At 71.7% G+C, this 20,088-nt stretch carries 18 protein-coding genes; 9 read left to right on the plus strand and 9 right to left on the minus strand.

What is annotated here, in order from left to right; translation table 11 throughout:
• Window positions 1-40: 40 nt before the first annotated feature.
• From ACF1CT_RS12185 to ACF1CT_RS12215, 7 genes are all read left to right on the plus strand, one after another.
• The gene (locus ACF1CT_RS12185) at window positions 41-1,048 is read left to right on the plus strand and encodes a polyprenyl synthetase family protein (RefSeq protein WP_391783738.1); all 1,008 of its coding nucleotides are present in this window, start codon (window positions 41-43) and stop codon (window positions 1,046-1,048) included.
• A gap of 247 nt (window positions 1,049-1,295) precedes the next feature.
• Window positions 1,296-2,561: an outer membrane lipoprotein carrier protein LolA gene (locus ACF1CT_RS12190; protein WP_391783739.1), complete on the plus strand. Its 1,266-nt coding sequence runs from the start codon at window positions 1,296-1,298 to the stop codon at window positions 2,559-2,561.
• A 319-nt stretch (window positions 2,562-2,880) separates the two neighbouring features.
• Window positions 2,881-3,864 carry an ATP-binding cassette domain-containing protein gene (locus ACF1CT_RS12195; protein WP_391783740.1) on the plus strand — a complete coding sequence of 328 codons (984 nt, stop codon included), beginning with the start codon at window positions 2,881-2,883 and terminating at the stop codon, window positions 3,862-3,864.
• A 61-nt stretch (window positions 3,865-3,925) separates the two neighbouring features.
• Entirely contained in the window at window positions 3,926-4,888 is a 963-nt protein-coding gene (locus ACF1CT_RS12200) for an ABC transporter permease (RefSeq protein ID WP_391783741.1), read from the plus strand.
• 231 nt (window positions 4,889-5,119) lie between these two features.
• Complete coding sequence (locus ACF1CT_RS12205) at window positions 5,120-5,779, plus strand: TetR/AcrR family transcriptional regulator (RefSeq protein WP_391783742.1); 660 nt, start codon at window positions 5,120-5,122, stop codon at window positions 5,777-5,779.
• A gap of 351 nt (window positions 5,780-6,130) precedes the next feature.
• Window positions 6,131-7,051 carry a nitroreductase/quinone reductase family protein gene (locus ACF1CT_RS12210; RefSeq protein ID WP_391783743.1) on the plus strand — a complete coding sequence of 307 codons (921 nt, stop codon included), beginning with the start codon at window positions 6,131-6,133 and terminating at the stop codon, window positions 7,049-7,051.
• 139 nt (window positions 7,052-7,190) lie between these two features.
• Window positions 7,191-7,586: a VOC family protein gene (locus ACF1CT_RS12215; RefSeq protein ID WP_391783744.1), complete on the plus strand. Its 396-nt coding sequence runs from the start codon at window positions 7,191-7,193 to the stop codon at window positions 7,584-7,586.
• A gap of 119 nt (window positions 7,587-7,705) precedes the next feature.
• Here the strand turns inward: ACF1CT_RS12215 and ACF1CT_RS12220 are convergent, their stop codons facing one another.
• The gene (locus ACF1CT_RS12220) at window positions 7,706-8,155 is read right to left on the minus strand and encodes a VOC family protein (RefSeq protein WP_391783745.1); all 450 of its coding nucleotides are present in this window, start codon (window positions 8,153-8,155) and stop codon (window positions 7,706-7,708) included.
• Between the two features lie 22 nt (window positions 8,156-8,177).
• Here ACF1CT_RS12220 and ACF1CT_RS12225 point away from each other — a divergent pair, with 22 nt between their 5' ends.
• Complete coding sequence (locus tag ACF1CT_RS12225; RefSeq protein ID WP_391783746.1) at window positions 8,178-8,789, plus strand: CGNR zinc finger domain-containing protein; 612 nt, start codon at window positions 8,178-8,180, stop codon at window positions 8,787-8,789.
• 99 nt (window positions 8,790-8,888) lie between these two features.
• Here the strand turns inward: ACF1CT_RS12225 and ACF1CT_RS12230 are convergent, their stop codons facing one another.
• The 4 genes from ACF1CT_RS12230 to ACF1CT_RS12245 form a co-directional block, all read right to left on the minus strand.
• Entirely contained in the window at window positions 8,889-9,146 is a 258-nt protein-coding gene (locus ACF1CT_RS12230) for a hypothetical protein (protein WP_391783747.1), read from the minus strand.
• Between the two features lie 126 nt (window positions 9,147-9,272).
• On the minus strand, window positions 9,273-10,910 hold the full coding sequence (locus ACF1CT_RS12235; RefSeq protein ID WP_391783748.1) for an FAD-dependent monooxygenase: 1,638 nt from the start codon (window positions 10,908-10,910) through the stop codon (window positions 9,273-9,275).
• Window positions 10,911-10,984: 74 nt separating this feature from the next.
• Window positions 10,985-12,007: an EamA family transporter RarD gene (rarD, locus tag ACF1CT_RS12240; RefSeq protein WP_391783749.1), complete on the minus strand. Its 1,023-nt coding sequence runs from the start codon at window positions 12,005-12,007 to the stop codon at window positions 10,985-10,987.
• Window positions 12,008-12,154: 147 nt separating this feature from the next.
• Entirely contained in the window at window positions 12,155-13,021 is an 867-nt protein-coding gene (locus tag ACF1CT_RS12245; RefSeq protein WP_391783750.1) for an SDR family oxidoreductase, read from the minus strand.
• A gap of 364 nt (window positions 13,022-13,385) precedes the next feature.
• Here ACF1CT_RS12245 and ACF1CT_RS12250 point away from each other — a divergent pair, with 364 nt between their 5' ends.
• Entirely contained in the window at window positions 13,386-13,730 is a 345-nt protein-coding gene (locus ACF1CT_RS12250; protein WP_391783965.1) for a winged helix-turn-helix transcriptional regulator, read from the plus strand.
• A gap of 30 nt (window positions 13,731-13,760) precedes the next feature.
• Here ACF1CT_RS12250 and ACF1CT_RS12255 read toward each other — a convergent pair whose 3' ends face one another.
• The 4 genes from ACF1CT_RS12255 to ACF1CT_RS12270 all read right to left on the minus strand — a co-directional run bounded on the left by ACF1CT_RS12255 (window position 13,761) and on the right by ACF1CT_RS12270 (window position 19,837).
• Window positions 13,761-15,716 carry an APC family permease gene (locus ACF1CT_RS12255; protein ID WP_391783751.1) on the minus strand — a complete coding sequence of 652 codons (1,956 nt, stop codon included), beginning with the start codon at window positions 15,714-15,716 and terminating at the stop codon, window positions 13,761-13,763.
• 103 nt (window positions 15,717-15,819) lie between these two features.
• Complete coding sequence (locus ACF1CT_RS12260) at window positions 15,820-16,878, minus strand: 2-oxoacid:ferredoxin oxidoreductase subunit beta (RefSeq protein ID WP_391783752.1); 1,059 nt, start codon at window positions 16,876-16,878, stop codon at window positions 15,820-15,822.
• Window positions 16,871-18,823 (minus strand): 2-oxoacid:acceptor oxidoreductase subunit alpha, encoded by a 1,953-nt coding sequence (locus tag ACF1CT_RS12265; RefSeq protein ID WP_391783753.1) that lies wholly within the window; start codon window positions 18,821-18,823, stop codon window positions 16,871-16,873. Before ACF1CT_RS12265 ends, ACF1CT_RS12260 begins: the two co-directional genes overlap by 8 nt.
• Before the next feature lie 339 nt (window positions 18,824-19,162).
• On the minus strand, window positions 19,163-19,837 hold the full coding sequence (locus tag ACF1CT_RS12270) for a response regulator (protein WP_391783754.1): 675 nt from the start codon (window positions 19,835-19,837) through the stop codon (window positions 19,163-19,165).
• Between the last annotated feature and the right edge of the window lie 251 nt (window positions 19,838-20,088).

Genomic DNA, 20,088 nt, shown 5'->3' on the forward strand with positions numbered 1-20,088 from the left:
CGACAAACCGTGTGATCGTCAGCAGACAGGAGATCCCCTCGTGACCGTCGTCGGGCCGTTCGGACTGAGCGTGCGGGACCGCGCTCTTGAGGCCGATGTCCAGGCCGGTTTGGCTGCTGTCGAGTCCGGGCTGCTCGATGCCACCAAGAGCGGCGTGCCCTTCATCACGGAGGCCGCACAGCATCTGGTGCGCGCCGGGGGCAAGCGTTTCCGGCCACTGCTGGCCATACTGTCCGCCCGGTTCGGCGATCCGTACGCGCCGGGCATCGTGCCCGCGGCCGTCGTCGTCGAGCTGACCCATCTCGCGACGCTCTACCACGACGACGTGATGGACGAGGCCGACGTGCGCCGGGGCGTCGAGAGCGCCAACAGCCGCTGGGGCAACTCGCTGGCCGTGCTGACCGGGGACTTCCTCTTCGCCCGTGCCTCGCACATACTGGCCGACCTCGGTCCGGAGGCCGTACGCATCCAGGCGGAGGCGTTCGAACGGCTGGTCACCGGGCAGATCCTGGAGACCGCGGGCCCCGACGACCGCGACCCGGTGGAGCACTACCTCGACGTACTGAGCGGCAAGACCGGCTCGTTGATCGCGGTGGCCTGCCGGTTCGGCGCGCTGATGGCCGGTGCGGACGAGGCCGCCGTCGACATCCTCACCCAGTACGGGGAGCGGCTCGGCGTCGCCTTCCAGCTCGCCGACGACGTGCTCGACATCGCCTCCGACTCCCACGAGTCCGGCAAGACCCCCGGTACCGACCTGCGCGAGGGCATTCCCACCCTCCCGGTGCTCCACCTGCGGGCGCGGGCGGCGGCCGAGGGACGGCCGGAGGACCTGGAGCTCGTCGCCCTCCTCGACGGCGACCTCACCGACGACGCCCGGCACGCCGAGGCGCTGCGCAGGCTCCGCGCCCATCCGGCGCTGGAGCAGGCCCGCCGGGACACCGTCCGGTACGCCGAGGCGGCGCGCCGGACGCTGGCCCCGCTGCCCGGGGGGTACGCGAAGGCCGCGCTGGAGGAGATGTGCGACGCGGTGGTGCATCGCGCGGGCTGAACGCCGCCGGAAACGCGCTCCGTCAGACCTCGGCCGCATGGTGCCCCTACGGGTCGGGGGAGGGACGCGCCACCGGTGTCATCCCGGAGGGGTAGGCGCGGTTGCTCCCCTCGGGTGACGTCTTCGCGCCGCCGATTTGGTCGGATGGAGCACATCCGCTCCTGAACGAACCAGGTGAGAATGGCGGCACGGAGTGGACGAGTGCATCCCGGACGGAAGCCGCCGACCACGGAGGTAGGGCACAGATATGGCACCGAACGACAGCACAGCGACCGACGGCGGCACCAAGGGCGCCGCCGCCCGCCGGAAGGCGGCGCGGTACGCCGTCCCGGTCGCGGTGGCGGGGGTGGCGGCGGCGACGATCGGGCTCGTCCCGGCGCTCGCGAGCACCGGTGACCCCGATCTGCCGAAGATCACCGCACAGCAGCTCATCGAGAAGATCGCCGCTTCCGACACCCAGCAGCTCTCCGGAACCGTGCGGATCAGCACGGACCTCGGCCTCCCGTCCTTCGGCGGTCTCGCCGACGCGTTCGTGAAGGGCGGCGGCCCCGGTGGCGGCGAGGGCGGATCGAGCGCCGACCCGCAGACGAAGCTGACGGAGCTGGCATCGGGCACGCACACCCTGCGGATCGCCACCGACGGCCCCGACCGGCAGCGGCTCTCCGTCCTGGACGACGCGGCGGAGTACAGCCTGATCCGCGACGGTGCCGAGGTCTGGGCGTACGACAGCGGCAGCAACCAGGCGTACCACGCCACGGACGACCGCGCCGGGGCGAAGAGGAACGGCAGCTCGGCGCCGGTTCCCGACTCCGTGCCGACCACGCCGAAGGCGCTCGCCGAGCAGTTCCTGAAGGCCGCGGGCCCCACCACCTCGGTGACGGTCGACGGCACGGCGCGGGTCGCCGGACGCGACGCGTACAAGCTGGTCGTCAAGCCGAAGCAGGCGGGCTCCACCGTCGCCTCGGTCACGGTCGCGGTCGACGCGAAGAACGGTGTGCCGCTGAAGTTCACCCTGCTGCCGAGCGGTGGCGGCAAGGCCGTCGTCGACGCCGGGTTCACCAAGGTCGACTTCGCGAAGCCCGCCGCCTCCTCGTTCACGTTCACCCCGCCCAAGGGCGCCCAGGTGACCGAGGCCGACGACGCGAAGGCGCAGCAGCACAAGTCCGGCGGTCCGGAGGGTCTGGGGATCTTCCCGGGCGTCGGTGAGCCGGGTGCCGGGGGCAAGGGCGCCGACGGGGCCAAGGACACGAAGGTCATCGGCGAGGGCTGGAACGCGATCGCCGAGATCACCGTTCCGGGCGGCGCCGGGCTCCCCTCGAAGGCGTCCGGCGAGGTACCTGCCGAGGCGCAGCAGTTCCTGGACGCGCTGGGCGACAAGGTCACCGGGAAGTTCGGCTCGGGCACGGTCTTCAAGACCCGCCTGGTCAACGCGCTGATGACCGACAGCGGCAAGGTCTACGTCGGTGCCGTCACGCCGGAGAGCCTGGTCAAGGCCGCCGACAACGCCTCCTGACGCCGGGGCGCGGCGCGTTCGCCCCGCCGCACCGTCCACCCGCCCCGCCGTACCCTCCGTACGGCGGGGCGGGCCGTTGCGGCCCGGCCGACGGGCCGCGGGCCGGGCCCGTCGGCCATGTTCCGCAGGGGGCGTCCGGCCGTGTTCAGCCGGGGCCGCCTGACGAGGCCCTGCCGGGCCGGTCCGATCACGTTCGTCCGATCGCGCCCGTCCGATCACGCCCGGACGGACACTCCGTCCGATCATGTCCGTCCGGACACGTTCCGCCGGGCCCCGGTCCGACCCGGACCGGGGTCCGCCCCGACTCAGGGAGCCACTCATGACAGAGCCCGGGACCGCCGCCGGGCCGGGCGCGGTGGACGCGCCCGGCCCGGTGATCGAGACACGGGGCCTGACCAAGCGTTACGGCGCCGGCCGGCCCGCCGTCGACGGCCTCGACCTCGCCGTACCGGCCGGCAGCGTCTTCGGGTTCCTCGGCCCCAACGGCTCCGGCAAGACCACGACGATCCGGATGCTGATGGGCCTGATCGAGCCGACGTCCGGCACCGCGCGGGTGCTCGGACGCGCCATGCCGGGCGCGGCCCGTTCCGTGCTCCCGCAGGTCGGCGCGCTGATCGAGGGACCGGCGCTGTACGGCTTCCTGAGCGGCCGGGACAACCTGCTGCGGTTCGACTCCGCCGACCCGACCGCCGACCCGCGCACCCGCCGGGCCCGGGTCGGACAGGCCCTGGACCGGGTCGGGCTCGCCGCGGCGGCCGGCCGGAGGGCAAGGGCGTACTCGCTCGGCATGAAACAGCGCCTCGGCCTCGCGGCGGCCCTGCTCCGGCCGCGCCGCCTGCTCGTGCTCGACGAGCCGACCAACGGCCTGGACCCGCAGGGGATGCGGGAGATCCGCACCCTGGTCCGGGAACTGGCGGCGGACGGCACCACCGTCTTCCTCTCCTCCCACCTCCTCGACGAGATCGAGCAGGTCTGCACGCACGCCGCGGTGATGGCCGCGGGCCGGTTGATCGTCCAGGGGCCGGTCGCCGAACTCGCGGCGGGCGCCCGCGGCCGGCTTGCCGTCACGACCCCCGACCCCGGCGAGGCCGTCCGGGTCCTGACGGGGCTCGGCGTCCTCGGCGTCGCGGCGGACGGCGACCGGGTGAGCGCCGACGCCCCGGCCGCCGGCGTGGAACTCGCCGACCTCAGCGCGGCGCTGGTGCGCGCCGGGGTGCGCCTGCGGTCCTTCGGCGTCGAACGGGCCTCGCTGGAGGACGCGTTCGTCGCCCTCACCGGGGAGGGATTCGATGTCGCGGACTGACATCGCACGTACCGGAGCGGGCGGAACGGATGAAACGGGTGATACGAGTGGAGTGGACGCGGTGAGCGGGACGGACGGGGCCGACCGGACGGACGGGGCAGCCAGGGCCGACGGGGCCGACGGGGGCGACGGGACGCACGGGGCCAAGGCGGCGGGCGGGGGCGACGGGAGCGACAGGGCGCGTGGCCCGGCGTGGACCTTCGGCATCCTCCGTTCCGAGCTGACCATCACCTTCCGCCGATGGCGCACCCTCGCCCTGCTCGGGGTACTTGCCGCCGTTCCGGTCCTGATCGGGATCGCGGTGCGGATCGAGACGAACCACGGCTCCTCGCCCGGTCCGGGCGGTGGCCAGGGCCCCGCGTTCCTCTCCCAGATCACCGGCAACGGTCTGTTCCTGGTCTTCGCGGCCCTCGCCGTGACGCTCCCGGTCTTCCTGCCGATGGCCGTCGGCGTCGTCGCGGGCGACTCGATCGCGGGCGAGGCCAACGCGGGCACCCTGCGCTACCTGCTGGTCGCCCCGGCGGGCCGGGGTCGGCTGCTGCTGACGAAGTACGCGTCCGTCCTCACGTTCTGCCTGGCGGCGACCCTGGTCGTGGCCCTGTCGGCGCTCGCCGCGGGGGCGATGCTCTTCCCGGTCGGGGACGTCACCACCATCTCGGGGACCAGGATCGGCTTCGGCGAGGGGCTGGCGAGGGCAGGGCTGATCGCGGTGGTGGTCGCGGCATCGCTGATCGGCTTCGCGGCGATCGGGCTGTTCGTCTCGACCCTCACCACGAGCGGGATCGCGGCCATGGCGGCGAGCGTCGGCCTGCTGATCACGGTTCAGATCGTGGACACGATTCCGCAGCTGAGCGCGGTCCACCCGTACCTCTTCCCGCACTACTGGATGTCCTACGCGGACCTGCTGCGCGAGCCGGTGTACTGGGACGAACTGGTGAGGAACCTGGGGCTGCAGGGCCTGTACGCGGTGGTGTTCGGCTCGGCCGCCTGGGCCCGGTTCACCACGAAGGACATCACGTCCTGAGCCACGGCGCGACGCCCGTGCGAGGGAGCGGCCGGTGGTACGGGGCACCGCCCGCGCACCGTCGGCCGGGCAAGCCGTCCCCCGATCGGCTCGTCGCGGCACGAACGGCACGAACGGTGCGAACAACGGGAACGATGCGACACGGCACGTTCCGTTTCCGCCTCAGCATTGTTCGACTTATGGCGACGGGCTGTCAACAAGGGTGGGTCCGAACGCCCCTATGCTCACGGAATGATCACATCGCCGAGTTCACTGCGCCGCAGCGAGAGATCACGGCGGGCGACCCTGGAAGCCGCGCTCGAACTGTGCACGGAGAAGGGGTACGGCCGTGTCACCATCGAGGCGATCGCGGCCAGAGCGGGCGTCAGCAAGAAGACCATCTACCGCTGGTGGCCCGCGAAGAGCGCGGTGCTCCTGGAGGCGTTCACGGACGGGCTGGTCGGCAGCACACCGTTCGTCGACACCGGGGACATCGCCGCAGACCTCCGGGCGAATGTGATGGGCGCGGTACGGCTGCTGTCCACGCCGCCGTTCGGCCCCGCCTACGCCGGGATACTCTCCGAGGTCCATCACGACGACGTGCTCGCGGAGACGGTGAGGACGAAGCTGGTCGACCCGCGTTTCGCGGAGGCGGTCGGCCGCCTGCGGCGCGCCCAGGAACAGGGCCAGATCCCACCGGACGCCGATCTTCCGCTGGCCGTGGAGATGCTGTACGGCCCGGTGTACTACCGCCATCTGCTGCGCAAGCCGGTGCAGAACGAGGAGGAAGTGGCGGCGCTGGTCGCGCAGGTGCTGCGCGCGCTGGGCGCGCCGGAGGCGACCGTGAGGGAGGCCCGAACGGTTCCGCCCGGGGCGCGGCGGGGGACGGCACCCGTGTCCCCGCGCGGCTGACGTTGAGGACGCGCGGCCGGCACGGTTGCGCGGAGGTGCCGGGACGCTCGCGTTGACAGCCGGCGGTCGGCTGCGTGTAATGGCGGAGGTGTCGCGTGACGTCGGCCAAAGAGCAGTGGGCCGGCCGACGACCGGGCGAACACCCTTCACCCGGGGACCCGTCATGAGTTCATACTCCGCGCCCTGCTTCTGACCCGACGCATCGATCGCGCGGCGTCCCGTGCCCTCCGGGCACTCGTGCCCGACATGCGCCGCCGCGCGCGACTCGCGACCAGCCGTTCCCGCAGCCGTCGAGGCCTCCACCGCGCTCACACCGCGCTTCCACCGTGCTTTACGGAGAGACAGATCCGCATGCCCACATCGTTCAACACGTCCGTCATCGAGGAGTTCCGCGCCAACGGGGGAGAGGTCGGCGGCCCCTTCGAGGGCGGTGACCTCCTCCTGCTGACCACCACCGGCGCGCGGTCGGGGAAGGAGACCACCACCCCGCTCGGCTACGTCCGGCACGGCGACGCGTTGCTTGTCGTCGGCTCCAACATGGGCGCCCCGGCCCATCCCGCCTGGTACCACAACCTCCTCGCCCACCCGGTGGTACGGGTGGAGGTCGGCACCCGTACGTTCCAGGCCCTCGCCGTCCCCGCCGAGGGGACACGGCGCGAACGGCTCTTCGCGCATGCCGTGGCCGCGGCGCCCGGATACGCCGACTACCAGGCCAGGACCGCCCGTCCGTTGCCGGTCGTGGTGCTGGAGCGCGCCGAGCCCGAGGGCTGGGAGGCCCCCGCCGAGGTGAACAGCCTCGCCGACAAGCTCATGGAGGTGCACACCTGGCTCCGGGGCCAGTTGGCCCAGGTGGAGGCGGAGGTCGATGCCCACTTCGCCGCCCGGGCGGCCCATCGGGGCCCCGGTGCGCCCCCGGTGCCGGGACTGGGGCTGCGGATCCGCCAGCGCTGCCTCGCGTTCTGCCAGTCCCTGGAGTTCCACCACATGAGCGAGGACGCGCACCTGTTCCCGGGAATCGCCCGCCATCACCCGCACCTTGCCGACACGTTCGCCCGGCTCGCCGACGAACACCGCACCGTCGCGCGCATCCAGGGCGAACTCGTCGCACTCCTCGCCGACCTGGGCGGCGCGGACCCCGAACGCTTCCGTGCGGAACTGAACAGGATGTCCCAGGAGTTGAACGCGCATCTGGACGGCGAGGAGGAGCAGATCCTGCCGCTGCTGGCCGGGGTCCCCTGGCCCCCGGCCGCGTCGGCCGCCGAGGCCTCCTGAACCGGAACGGAACGGACCGGACCGGACCGGACCGGAACCCAAAGAAAATGCGATGAAACGGGATGGAATGGGCTGGATCGGGCCGGGCCGGACCCATACGCCGGTCGAATCCCCATGTGAATGGCAGAAAGGTTGTGCCGTGAGAGTAAAGGTCAAGGACTTCGACCACCTGGTGCTCAACGTGCAGGACGTCGAGCGCTCCCTGGAGTTCTACTGCGGGCTGCTCGGCCTGGAACCGATGAAGGTCGAGGAGTGGCGGGCCGGTACCTTCCCGTTCCCCTCGGCGCGGGTCAGCCCGACCACGATCATCGATCTGCTGGGCGGCCCGCGCACCGCGTCGAACGTCGACCACATCTGCCTGGTCGTCGAACCGCTGGACTGGCGGCAGGTCATCGACTCGGGCGTCTTCACCGTGCTGGAGGGCCCGGTCGACCGCTCCGGCGCCCGGGGCACCGCGCAGTCGGTGTACGTCCGGGACCCGGACGGCAACACCGTGGAACTGCGCTGGTATCCGCAGGACGTGGTGAAGGGCTGAGCCGGGCGGGGCCCGGGACCGCAGGCCCTGTCGCTCTCCCCGGGGGCGGCAGGGCCTCGGCCGGTCCTGGCGGCCCTCCCGTCGCGCCCGGTCGCGGGGCCCGGTTTCCCCCGGGGCCGCTAATGCACGCAGAACTCGTTGCCCTCGGGATCGGCAAGGACCGACCAGGTGCCGCCCGGCTGTTCGACCTCGCGCAACACCTTCGCGCCCAGGCCCTCCAGCCTGGTCACCTCCGCGTCACGTCGACCCGGTCCCGCGTGCACGTCCAGGTGGAGACGGTTCTTGACGGTCTTGGCCTCCGGCACGCGCTGGAACAGCAGGCGCCGTCCGAGGCCCGTCCCGCTCTCCTCCTCGAAGGGGTCGTCGGGATGCCGGGCCGCGGCGAGGTCCCGCCAGGCGCGACGGCCGTCCACCAGGACGGTCGCCGCCTCCGGTACCGCCCCGGCCCCGATCAACCGCTCGGGCAGTGCGCTGTTGTCCTCGACGAGGTAGCCGAGGGCCTCGGCCCAGAAGGCGGCCTGCGCGTGAGGGTCGGTCGAGTCGATGACGACTTTCCAGTGCAGAGTCATGGAAACCATTTATAATGGTTACATGATTGAGCCCGCAAGGGAAGCGCCGGGGCTGACCCTCCACACGCAGGAGGGCCGCCCCTACCGCTTCGATCCCGGAGCCCTGTGCCTGGAGTTGCTGCCCACCGGCGGGAGCGAGCGGTACGCCGCGTACGAGGTGCTGCACACCCCGGCCGACCTGGTGCGATGGGCGGGGGAGTGCAGGCTGCCCGGTGGGCTGTCCCTGGAGGTGAGCGCGGCGGAACTGCGCCGGGCGCACGAACTGCGCGCCGCTCTGTGGGATCTGGCCCAGGCCCGTGCGCACGACCGTCCGCTCGCTCCGGGCCCCCTCGGCGTGGTCAACGCGGTGGCGGCCGAACCGCCGCTCGTCCCCCGGGTCGACGCCGCGTCCGGCGGATTCTCGTGGGCCCCGGGTGCCACCGGGACGGCCCTGCTGTCGACCGTGGCGCGGGACGCCGTGGAACTGTTCACCGGGCCGTACGCCGACCGCGTCCGCGAGTGCGGCTCGGACAGGTGCGCGCTGCTCTTCGTCGACACCTCGCGCCCCGGTCGGCGGCGGTGGTGCGCCATGGAACGCTGCGGGAACCTCCACAAGGTCCGGGCCCACCGCGCCCGGCACACCGCCGCCGACTGAGCGGACACTCAAGGGGTGCTCGACCGTCGGCACGGCACGGGACGGGTCTCGTACTGGACCACGGCATCCGCCCGGGGCCGCTCGCCGATGCGGGACGGATCAGGACATGCTTCCGGCCTGCGGTCGGAAGCGTGTCTCCCGGAGGTGGGACATCGGCCAGGTCGGGCCGGACGTGCCACGATCGGGACCGGAGGAGTCGGGACCGGAGGAGAGGCGGGCCCGCTGCACACCGCCGCCGTCCGCGTGGGCCGTGGGTGAGGCCTCGCAGACGACGAACGACAGGGTGGACAGGGTCGCGATGGTGGTGCGCAGGAACAGGCGGGCGATGCTTCCGGGCACGCGCGTGGTTCGGCTCATGGCATGTCAGAAGAATATAAACGGTTGGTAGGTTCGGGCTGCCTCACCGTGACGGACCCCAAGCCCGCCTGAATGCCGTACGCGCGCTGTGCGGAATGCAGTAACGGCCTTCTTCCGGCGAGGCGCTCAGACGGCGGGAGCCGTGTCGACGGCCGGAGTCGTTCCGGTAGCGGGAGCCGTGCCGGTGGCCGGGGCCGTGCCGACGAGGTCGTTCAGGTAGTCCCCGACGGCCCGCCCGTCACCGGCCGGTGCGATCAGGCCCACGTGGTTGTCCGGGCGGACCAGGACCAGCGCGTCGTCGGTGATGCCGTAGGCCGCGCGGGCCCGGCCCGCCGGGTCCGACAGCCCGTGCCGCGCCCCCGTGCCCACCGCGAACGCCCGCAGCACGTCGCCGTGTTCGGCCTCCGCCGCGCGCAGCGCGTCCGTGGTGCCCGGCCCGAAGCCCAGCAGGGTGAAGTGCGGTCCGGCGAACACCTCGAACAGGCGGGCCGGCGCGCCGGTCGCGGCGTCCCGGCAGGTGGCGTCCGGGGCCCGGTCACCGGCGCGCGGGCCGGGAGCCGTGCCGACGCGGGAACGCGCGTCCCGGCGGGTGTCACGGGCGAGCGTGCTCCAGCGGTAGCCGACGCCCAGTCCGCTGGTCTCCGTGCTGACCGCCGAGTCCAGGCCACCACCCGGCTCCTTGATCGCGTCGAGGGTGATCCGCAGCCGCTCGGCCGCGAGGCCCAGAGTCCGGGCCGCGACGGGCAGCCGCTCCTCCTCGTAGGTGTCCAGCAGGCCCTCGGCCGCCCGTCCGGTGGCGGTCAGCGCGAGCTTCCAGCCCAGGTTGTGGGCGTCCTGGATGCCGGTGTTCATGCCCAGCCCGCCCGCGATGGCATGCACGTGCGCGGCGTCCCCGGCCAGCAGGACCCGGCCCACCCGGTAGCGGTCGGCCATGCGCTCGTTGACCCGGTACGTGGACAGCAGTTCCGCCCGGGACAGGCGGTCGCCGGGCAATCCGGTGTGCCGGGCGAAGAGGCGCCGGAAGCTCTCCGGCGAGGGCGGTACGGGGTTCCCCGCCGCGTCCTGCTCCGGGCTCGCCTGGAACCACCAGCCCGATCGCGTGCCCGGGATCGGGCACAGCATCACGGCTCCGTCCTCGTCGAACCACTGGTGCCAGAAGCCCCGGTCGAGGCCGTCCACCACGACGTCCCCGCAGACCATCATCTGTTCCTCGGCCGTACTGCCCTCGAAGGTGACGCCGAGCAGCTTGCGCACCGGACTGTGGGCGCCGTCGCAGCCCACCACGTACCGCGCCGCGATGCTCCGGCCGTCCGCGAGCGCGACGTCCACCGAGTCGGCGTGCTGCGTCAGCCCGGTCGCCTCCGCGCCGAGTTCGACGTGGACGCCGTACTCCGCGAGGCGGTCGCGGAGGATCTTCTCCAGCGCCCACTGGGCGATCAGCCGCATGCGGGTGTACGGGGTGTCCGATGCGGGGTGCGCGGCCTCGTACGGGTCGGTGTCGGCGATCGGCAGCCCGCCGCGGTACTTGCGCATGGGCAGTGACGCCGAGCCCGTGGCCAGCACCCGGTCCGCCACCCCCAGGTCCTCCAGTACCTCCAGGGAGCGGGCGTTGGGGCCCTTGGCCCGCGAGCTGCGCGGGAACTCCGGGGACTTGTCGATGATCCGTACGGCGACGGAACGGCGGGCCAGGTCGCAGGCCAGGGTCAGGCCGGTCGGACCCGAGCCGATGATCAGTACCTGGGTGGCGGGCGTGCTCGCGGGCATGCGGACTCCTCGGTCGTGGTTCCGTGGGAGACCCAGCAAAACGCAACCGAGTTAAAAATGCAACCAGGTAACTTTTAAGGTGTGGTCGTGGCCTCCGGGGATGCCGGAGCCGTGTCCCGGGACGCGGGGGCCGTGGCGGAATCCCCGGCCGGCGGTGTTGGAGCGGTGGAACGCGTCGCCGCCCGCGCCGTACCGGCCCGCATCTGCGCCCGCGCTCGTCGTACCGTCCGGAACGCGTCCCAGGTCAACAGGGTGAGCGCCAGCCACACCAGGGCGAATCCGGCCCACCGCTCGGGCGGCATCTCCTCGTGGAAGTACACGATGCCCAGAATGAACTGGAAGACCGGGGCCAGGTACTGGAGCAGGCCCAGTGTGGACAGCGGCACCCGGATCGCCGCCGCCCCGAACAGGACGAGCGGGATGGCCGTCACCACGCCCGTCGAGGCGAGCAGCGCCGCATGGCCGAGACCCTCGGAGCCGAAGGTCGACGTGGAGCGCGCGCCCAGCCACAGCAGATAGCCGAGGGCGGGCAGGAACAGCACGGCGGTCTCGGCGGTGAGCGATTCCAGGCCGCCCATGGCGACCTTCTTCTTCGCCAGGCCGTAGGTCGCGAAGGAGAACGCCAGCGCCAGCGAGATCCACGGCGGCCGCCCGTAGCCGATCGCCAGCACGAGCACCGCCGCGACACCGGTGCCGACCGCCACCCACTGTGCGGGGCGCAGCCGTTCGCCGAGCAGCAGGACGCCCATGGCGATGGTGACCAGCGGATTGATGAAGTAGCCGAGCGACGCCTCGACGACGTGGCCGTTGTTCACGGACCAGATGTACAGACCCCAGTTGACCGTGATCACGGCCGCGGCGACCGATATCAGCCCGAGCTTCCTCGGCTGCCGTATCAGCTCACCGATCCAGGACCAGCGGCGCAGCACCAGCAGGGCGATGGCGACGACACCGAGGGACCAGACCATGCGGTGGGCGAGGATCTCGACCGACCCGGCCGGCTTGAGCAGCGGCCAGAACAGGGGGACGACGCCCCACATTCCGTAGGCCGCGACACCGGAGAGCAGTCCGGCCCGTTGATCATTCGTCCCCTTCACGGGCCCCTCCCGGCGTGTGTGCCGACCACGGTGTCGACGGCACGACGGTATCCCCGCCCGACGTCCCCTGTCATGGCCGTATCGTCATACGGTCATGACAGGGGACGCCCGGGTTTCCGGGGGCCCGGGAGGCCGGAGGGGCGGTGGTCAGGCCCCGGTGGCCGCCACCGCCGCGGCCACCGTCTCGGCGAGCGGCGTCGTGGGCCGGCCGATCAGCCGGGCCAGGTCGCCGCTCGTACCGGCGAGCAGACCGCGTTCGATCGCCGCGTCCACGTCGACAAGGATCGCGGCGAACGGCTCGGGCACGCCGGCGCCGACCAGGATCTCCTGGTGCGCGGCGGCCGGGACGTTCCGGTACTCGATGTCCCTGCCGGCGGCCTTGGCGATCTCGGCCGCGTACTCCGCGAGCGACCAGGCGATGTCGCCGCTCAGCTCGTACGCCGCCCCGATGTGGCCCTCGCCGGTCAGTACGGCGACCGCCGCGGCGGCGTAGTCGGCCCTGCTGGCGGAGGCGACCCGGCCGTCACCGGCATTGGCGACGACGGCGCCGTGCTCCAGGACGGGGCCGAGGTTGGCGGTGTAGTTCTCGGTGTACCAGCCGTTGCGCAGGAAGGTGTGCGGCAGCCCGGAGTCGAGGATCAGCCGCTCGGTGACCTTGTGCTCGGCGGCCAGCTCGAAGTCGGCGTCGGGTCCGCCGAGGATGCCGGTGTACGCGAGCTGCGCCACGCCCGCCTCCTTGGCCGCGTCGATGACGGCGGTGTGCTGCGGGACGCGTCGGCCCACCTCGCTGCCGGAGACGAGCAGAACGCGGTCACCGGCCCGGAAGGCGCCCTTGAGGGACTCGGGGCGGTCGTAGTCGGCGACGCGGATCTCGACGCCGCGGGCGGCGAGCGGGGCGGCCTTCGCCTCGTCGCGGACGACGGCGGCGATCCCGTCGGCGGGGACGGTGGCGAGAAGCTTGTCGACGACGAGCCGGCCGAGAGCTCCGGTGGCTCCGGTGACGACGATGCTCATGGGGGTCTCCTCATTCGGGTGGCGCTGGTCCTCGTTCGGGCTTGATACTCACCCTAGGGTGGGTACTAACCATGGGAAAGTACCCACTTTGAAGTAAGGTACTGGCATGAGCGTGAGTGCCCCGGACCGCAGACCCGACGACCGCACGTCCGACGTGTCTCCGATGCCGGATGCGTCTCACGCATCCGATGTGAGGCACACGCCCGATGTGAGGCACACGCCCGATGTGAAGCACACGCCCGATGTGAAGCACATGCCTGGTGTGAACCGCGCGTCCGGCGCGAACCCGGCGTCCGCCCCGGCCCGTGCCTCCGAGGCGGCCCGTGCCTCCGAGGCGGACCGGAAGCCCGACGTGAACCGCCCGATGTGCCCCTCCCGGCTGGTGCTCGAACACGTCACCAGCCGCTGGGGCGTGCTGGTCCTCGCCGCGCTGCTGGAACGCTCGTACCGCTTCAGCGAACTGCGCCGCGAGGTCGGCGGCGTCAGCGAGAAGATGCTGGCCCAGACCCTCCGGACGCTGGAGCGCGACGGTTTCGTGCACCGGGACGCGGCACCGGTCATCCCGCCGCGGGTGGACTACTCGCTCACCGCGCTGGGCCGGGAGGCCGCCGAGCAGGTATGGGCGCTGGCCCGCTGGACGGAGCGGCGCCTGGACGTGGTGCGGGCGGCGCGCGAGACCTACGACCGGCAGAAGGCCGGCGAGGCCTGAGGGCGGTCCCGGGCGGTCGGCGCGGGGCGGTCAGTCCGGCTGCGGCGCTTCCCCCTCCTCCAGCTCCCGCAGTGCGTGCGAGACGTCGAACGGCAGGATCGTCACCGCCACATGCGGCAGTCGTGCAAGTGTCTTCGCCAGCTGCTCGCCGGTGCCCCGGTGCAGCAGCTTCCCGAGCACGTTGCGGTACGTCCGCCGCGGCACCAGCACCGTCAGCCAGGTGTCCCCGTCCGCCGTGGCCCGGGCGGCGAGCTGCATCATCGCGTGCCGCAGCCGCCGGTCGGGGCACGCCACCAGCTCCAGCGGCACGGAGGTGGCGGCCGTCGCCCCCCAGCGGGAGGCAAGCCGCCTGCCGTACGCCTCGTCGATCGCGAAGTGCACCGCCCGGATCTCGTCCGGTCGCAGCTCATGGGCGTACCGCAGGGCCTTGAGCGTCGCCAGGTCCAGCGTCTCGACGAGGACGAGGACCAGGTGACGGCGGAAAAGCTCCCGGTCGGCCCCCGGGGCCTGGATGCCCCGCAACGCGGCAGCCTCGTGCCGGTACTCGCGGTTGATCCGCATCAGGGCCCACACCCCGAGCGGGAAGATCACCACGACCAGCCAGGCGCCCTCGGTGAACTTGGTGACCGCGAAGATCAGCACGACGGCGGCCGAGATGAACGCGGCGAGCCCGTTGACCGCGATCTTCAGCCTGCGGTGCGGTTCGCGGCGGCGCAGGTGGTACGCGGTCAGACCGGCCCCGGCCATGGTGAACGCGGTGAACACACCGATCGCGTACAACGCCACCAGCCGGTCCACACTGGCGCCGGTCACCAGCAGCAGCGCCAGCGAGACCACGGTCAGCGCGATGATGCCGTTGGAGAACGCCAGCCGGTGCCCGCGCCGGGTCAGCTGCCGGGGCAGGAACCTGTCCTGGGCGACGAAACTGGCGAGGTACGGGAAGCCGGTGAACGGGGTGTTGGCACCGGTGTACAGCACCAGCGCGGTCGCCAGCTGCACGAAGACCAGCCCGGCGGTGCCGAGCGGGCCGCCGCCGAACGCGAGGTGCGCCTCCTGCGCGATGACGGTCGGGGTTCCGTCCTTGTACGGGACGGCGTGGGTCAAGTGCGCCAGCGCGGAGACCCCCAGCACCAGGACGCCGAGCACCGCGCTCATGGCGATGAGGGTGCGCCGCGCGTTGCGGCCCTGGGGTTCACGGAACGTGGAGATGCCGTTGGAGATCGCTTCGAGCCCGGTCAGCGACGAGCCGCCGTTGGCGAACGAGCGCAGCACGATGAAGAGCGAGGCGCCGTAGAGCCAGCCGTTGCCCGGGGTGCCGAGCGGCACCACCCCCTCGGCGTGCAGATCGGCGTGCGGCAGCTCGCCCAGCAGCCAACGGACCCCGGCGGCGACCAGGATCAGGCCCACCGCCGCCATGAAGAGGTAGGCGGGCAGCGCGAAGGCCCGGCCCGCCTCGCGGACCCCGCGCAGATTCCCGTACATCAGCAGCACGATCACGACGACCGACACCGGGAGCTGGAGGTGGTCCAGCCCGGTGAAGCCGTTGCCCACCAGATGGGCGAGCGAGATCAGGGCGTTGGTACCGGCCGAGGTCTGCACGGCCACCGTGACGATGTAGTCGACGAGCAGCGCCACGGCGGCGACCTGCGCCACGTCGGGGCCGAAGTTCTCCCGGGCGACGACGTACGACCCGCCCGCCCGGGTGTAGATCATCACGACGTCGCTGTAACAGAGCGTCAGCAGCACCAGGACGAACAGGATCGCGCCGGTCACCGGCATGAGCAGGGTGAACGCGGCGGCACCGACGACCGGCACGAGGACCCGGAGCATCTCCTCGGAGCCGTACGCGGACGAGCTGATGCAGTCGGAGGCGAGCACCCCGAGCGCCGTCCGGTTGTTCAGCTTCTGCTCGCCGATGCGCTCGGTGGTGAGTGGTCTGCCGAGCAGATGCCGCTTGATGCGATACACGGGACGGTCCAGGGCCATGGCCACATGGTGCGCGGCCGACCACCCGTCCACCGGCCCGCACGGCGCCGGACGGGCCGAAATTCAGCCCGTCCGGCGGTCGTGAGGTGTTCGGGGGCCTCCGTCAGCCGACGACCGTCCAGGTGTCGTTGCCCGCGAGCAGGGCGGCGAGATCGCCCTTGCCGTTCCGTTCGACGGCGGTGTCGAGCTGTTCGGCCATCTGCGTGTCGTAGACCGGCCGCTCCACACTGCGCAGCACCCCGATGGGGGTCTGGTGCAGGGTGTCGGGGTCGGCGAGCCGGGACAGCGCGAAGGCCGTCGTCGGTGACGTGGCGTGCGCGTCGTGAACGAGGATCCGCGCCCTGTTGTCCTCGGTGACGGTGACGATCTCCAGGTCGCCGGTGGCGGGGTCGCGGACGACGCCCCTGGAGTCGTCGGTGCCGAACAGGATCGGCCTGCCGTGTTCGAGGCGGATCACCGCGTCCTGGGCCCGGTCCTTGTCCTTGAGGGCCTCGAAGGCGCCGTCGTTGAAGATGTTGCAGTTCTGGTAGATCTCGACGAGGGCGGTACCGGGGTGGTCGGCCGCCGCCCGCAGCACGCTGGTGAGGTGCTTGCGGTCGGAGTCGATGGTGCGGGCGACGAAGGACGCCTCCGCGCCGATGGCGAGGGACACCGGGTTGAAGGGGGCGTCGAGCGACCCCATCGGCGTCGACTTGGTGATCTTTCCGGATTCGGAGGTGGGGGAGTACTGCCCCTTGGTGAGTCCGTAGATCCGGTTGTTGAAGAGGAGGATCTTGAGGTTGACGTTGCGGCGCAGGGCGTGGATGAGGTGGTTGCCGCCGATGGACAGCGCGTCGCCGTCACCGGTGACGACCCAGACCGACAGATCGCGGCGGGAGGTGGCCAGCCCGGTGGCGATGGCGGGGGCGCGGCCGTGGATGGAGTGCATCCCGAAGGTGTTCATGTAGTACGGGAAGCGGGACGAGCAGCCGATGCCGGAGACGAAGACGATGTTCTCCTTCGCCAGACCCAGCTCCGGCATGAAGCCCTGCACGGCGGCGAGGACCGCGTAGTCGCCGCAGCCGGGGCACCAGCGCACTTCCTGGTCGGACTTGAAGTCCTTCATCGACTGCTTGGCCTCGGCCCGGGGCACCAGGTGGAGGAGTTCGTTGGTGTCAGGCATCGATGGCCTCCTCAAGAGCCGTCGCGAGCTGTTCGGCCTTGAACGGCATTCCGTTGACCTGGTTGTAGCTGTGTGCGTCCACGAGGTACCTGGCCCGGATCAGGGTGGCGAGCTGACCGAGGTTCATCTCGGGTACGACCACCTTCTCGTAGCTCTTCAGCACGTCGCCGAGGTTCTTCGGGAAGGGATTGAGGTGGCGCAGGTGGGCCTGGGCGATGGGGCGCCCCGCGGCGCGCAGCCGGCGTACGGCCGCGGTGATCGGGCCGTAGGTGGAGCCCCAGCCCAGAACGAGGGTCCGGGCCCCGGCCGGGTCGTCGACCTCCACGTCCGGCACCTCGATGCCGTCGATCTTGGCCTGGCGGGTGCGGACCATGAGGTCGTGGTTGGCCGGGTCGTAGGAGATGTTGCCGCTGCCGTCCTGCTTCTCGATACCGCCGATGCGGTGTTCGAGGCCGGGGGTGCCGGGGACGGCCCAGGGGCGGGCCAGGGTCTGCGGGTCGCGCTTGTAGGGCCAGAACACCTCGGTGCCGTCGGCGAGTTCGTGGTTGGGGCCGGTGGCGAACCGGACGCGCAGATCGGGCAGCTCGCCGGTCTCCGGGATCTTCCACGGTTCGGAACCGTTGGCCAGGTAGCCGTCGGAGAGCAGGAACACCGGGGTGCGGTAGGTGAGGGCGATCCGGGCGGCGTCCAGGGCCGCGTCGAAACAGTCCGCCGGGGTCCTGGGAGCCACCACCGGCACCGGGGCCTCGCCGTTGCGCCCGTACATCGCCTGGAGCAGATCGGCCTGCTCGGTCTTGGTCGGCAGCCCCGTCGACGGGCCGCCGCGCTGGATGTCGACGACGACCAGTGGCAGCTCCAGCGAGACCGCCAGCCCGATCGTCTCCGACTTCAGCGCCACCCCGGGGCCCGACGTCGTCGTCACCGCGAGCGAGCCCCCGAACGCCGCGCCCAGCGCCGCACCGATTCCGGCGATCTCGTCCTCGGCCTGGAAGGTGCGCACGCCGAAGTTCTTGTGCCGGGACAGTTCGTGCAGGATGTCGGAGGCCGGGGTGATCGGGTACGAGCCCAGGTAGAGCGGGAGGTCCGCCTGCCGGGACGCGGCGATCAGCCCGTAGGACAGCGCGAGGTTTCCGGAGATGTTGCGGTACGTCCCCGTCGGGAACGCCTGCGAGGCGGGTGCCACCTCGTAGGAGACGGCGAAGTCCTCCGTCGTCTCGCCGAAGTTCCACCCGGCACGGAACGCCGCCACGTTCGCCTCGGCGATCTGAGGCTTCTTCGCGAACTTCGTGCGCAGGAACGCCTCGGTGCCCTCGGTCGGGCGGTGGTACATCCAGGAGAGCAGCCCGAGCGCGAACATGTTCTTCGAGCGCTCGGCCTCCTTGCGGGAGAGCCCGAACTCCTTCAGCGCCTCGATCGTGAGCGTCGTCAGCGGCACCGGGTGGACGCTGTAGGCCTCCAGGGACCCGTCCTCCAGCGGACTGGTGGTGTAGCCGACCTTCGCCATCGGTCGTTTGGTGAACTCGTCGGTGTTCACGATGATTTCGGCGCCGCGCGGTACGTCGCCGATGTTCGCCCGCAGCGCGGCCGGGTTCATCGCGACCAGTACGTCGGGGGCGTCGCCGGGGGTGAGGATGTCGTGGTCGGCGAAGTGAAGCTGGAACGACGAAACCCCCGGCAGGGTGCCTGCGGGGGCGCGGATCTCGGCGGGGAAGTTCGGCAGCGTCGACAGATCGTTCCCGAACGAAGCCGTCTCCGAAGTGAACCGGTCCCCCGTGAGCTGCATGCCGTCACCGGAGTCACCCGCGAACCGGATGATCACCCGGTCCAGGCGGCGGATCTCCTTCTCGCTCGTGCCCGTGCGATCGGCACCCGGAGCACGCTGTCCCCCGACGAGCGACTCACCGGCCTCATCGGCCTGTTCGGCTGGGCTACTGACCTGGCTCACTGAACTGGACCTCCCTCGGGGCGGCGGTTCGGGACCGGCCGGCCGACCGGCGGTCCCGGGGCCCACCCTACGTCGGTAAGGGTCGCCTCCCCCGGACCGATCACATGGTGGACGCTGTTTTGAGACGCACTTCGATACCGGTTTGTCATGTTTTGCGAGCCCCCAGCCGTTCGACGAAGACACTGCGCGTTCATTCTTTGGTTGTAGGACCTCGGCCCCGGCCCTGCCGCGAAATCCGGTCGTGACCCGGTCGAGGAGCCGGTCGGAGGGACGGCCGCCGAGGGGTGCCCGCGGCGGCCGGTCGCCGTGCCGTCAGTCATCTGACAGCGTGTCAGTTCCTCAGGAGTTCAGGTAGGTCAGCACCGCGAGGACCCGGCGGTGGTCCCCCTCGCTGGGGGACAGTCCCAGCTTCAGGAAGATGTTGCTGACGTGCTTCTCCACGGCGCCGTCGCTCACCACGAGCTGCCTGGCCACCGCGGAGTTCGTCCGCCCCTCCGCCATCAGGCCGAGGACCTCCCGCTCGCGCGGCGTCAGCCCGGCCAGGACGTCCTGCTTGCGGCTGCGGCCCAGCAGCTGCGCCACCACCTCCGGGTCCAGGGCCGTGCCGCCCTGCGCCACCCGGACCACCGCGTCCACGAATTCCCGGACCTCGGCGACCCGGTCCTTCAGCAGGTAGCCGACACCACGGCTGGAACCGGCCAGCAGTTCGGTCGCGTACTGCTCCTCCACGTACTGCGAAAGGACCAGTACCCCGATGTCCGGGTATTCCTTGCGCAGCCGTACCGCCGCGCGGACGCCCTCGTCGGTGTGGGTCGGCGGCATCCGCACGTCGGCGACCACCACATCGGGCAGCGCGTCCTGGCCGGCGAGATCGTGCACCGTCTTGATCAGCGCCTCGGCGTCGCCCACGCCCGCCACGACGTCATGCCCGAGATCGGTCAGCAGCCGGGTGAGTCCCTCCCGGAGCAGTACCGAATCCTCGGCGATGACGACACGCACCCTGTCCTCCACCATGACGCTGTGTTCCCCCACTGCTCATTCGCTGTCCGCTGGTCCTGCCCGTACGACGTCCAGCATCCCAGTATTCGCGATTTCGTGCTCCCGGCCGCCGCACAGGCTTGATTTCGAGCCTGTGCGGCGGCCGGGAGCACGGGATGCGAAGGGCCGCGGCGCCGGGGCCGTGCCTCGGCGCCGTGCGCGTGCGCGGGGAAACGCGGGGAAACGGGTACGGGCCCGCCGCGGTCGCGGGGTCCTTCCGTCCGCGG

The organism is Streptomyces sp. NPDC014734 (assembly GCF_043083325.1).
Taxonomy (GTDB): domain Bacteria; phylum Actinomycetota; class Actinomycetes; order Streptomycetales; family Streptomycetaceae; genus Streptomyces.

What these genes read in the sequence shown, in the direction of transcription:
- ACF1CT_RS12270 (WP_391783754.1), bottom strand. Translation starts at nt 19,837, where the DNA reads ATGGTGGAGGACAGGGTGCGTGTCGTCATCGCCGAGGATTCGGTACTG.
- ACF1CT_RS12250 (WP_391783965.1), top strand. Translation starts at nt 13,386, where the DNA reads ATGTGCCCCTCCCGGCTGGTGCTCGAACACGTCACCAGCCGCTGGGGC.
- ACF1CT_RS12195 (WP_391783740.1), top strand. Translation starts at nt 2,881, where the DNA reads ATGACAGAGCCCGGGACCGCCGCCGGGCCGGGCGCGGTGGACGCGCCC.
- ACF1CT_RS12260 (WP_391783752.1), bottom strand. Translation starts at nt 16,878, where the DNA reads ATGCCTGACACCAACGAACTCCTCCACCTGGTGCCCCGGGCCGAGGCC.
- ACF1CT_RS12190 (WP_391783739.1), top strand. Translation starts at nt 1,296, where the DNA reads ATGGCACCGAACGACAGCACAGCGACCGACGGCGGCACCAAGGGCGCC.
- ACF1CT_RS12230 (WP_391783747.1), bottom strand. Translation starts at nt 9,146, where the DNA reads ATGAGCCGAACCACGCGCGTGCCCGGAAGCATCGCCCGCCTGTTCCTG.
- ACF1CT_RS12235 (WP_391783748.1), bottom strand. Translation starts at nt 10,910, where the DNA reads ATGCCCGCGAGCACGCCCGCCACCCAGGTACTGATCATCGGCTCGGGT.
- ACF1CT_RS12210 (WP_391783743.1), top strand. Translation starts at nt 6,131, where the DNA reads ATGCCCACATCGTTCAACACGTCCGTCATCGAGGAGTTCCGCGCCAAC.
- ACF1CT_RS12225 (WP_391783746.1), top strand. Translation starts at nt 8,178, where the DNA reads ATGATTGAGCCCGCAAGGGAAGCGCCGGGGCTGACCCTCCACACGCAG.
- ACF1CT_RS12255 (WP_391783751.1), bottom strand. Translation starts at nt 15,716, where the DNA reads ATGGCCCTGGACCGTCCCGTGTATCGCATCAAGCGGCATCTGCTCGGC.
- ACF1CT_RS12205 (WP_391783742.1), top strand. Translation starts at nt 5,120, where the DNA reads ATGATCACATCGCCGAGTTCACTGCGCCGCAGCGAGAGATCACGGCGG.
- ACF1CT_RS12220 (WP_391783745.1), bottom strand. Translation starts at nt 8,155, where the DNA reads ATGACTCTGCACTGGAAAGTCGTCATCGACTCGACCGACCCTCACGCG.
- ACF1CT_RS12245 (WP_391783750.1), bottom strand. Translation starts at nt 13,021, where the DNA reads ATGAGCATCGTCGTCACCGGAGCCACCGGAGCTCTCGGCCGGCTCGTC.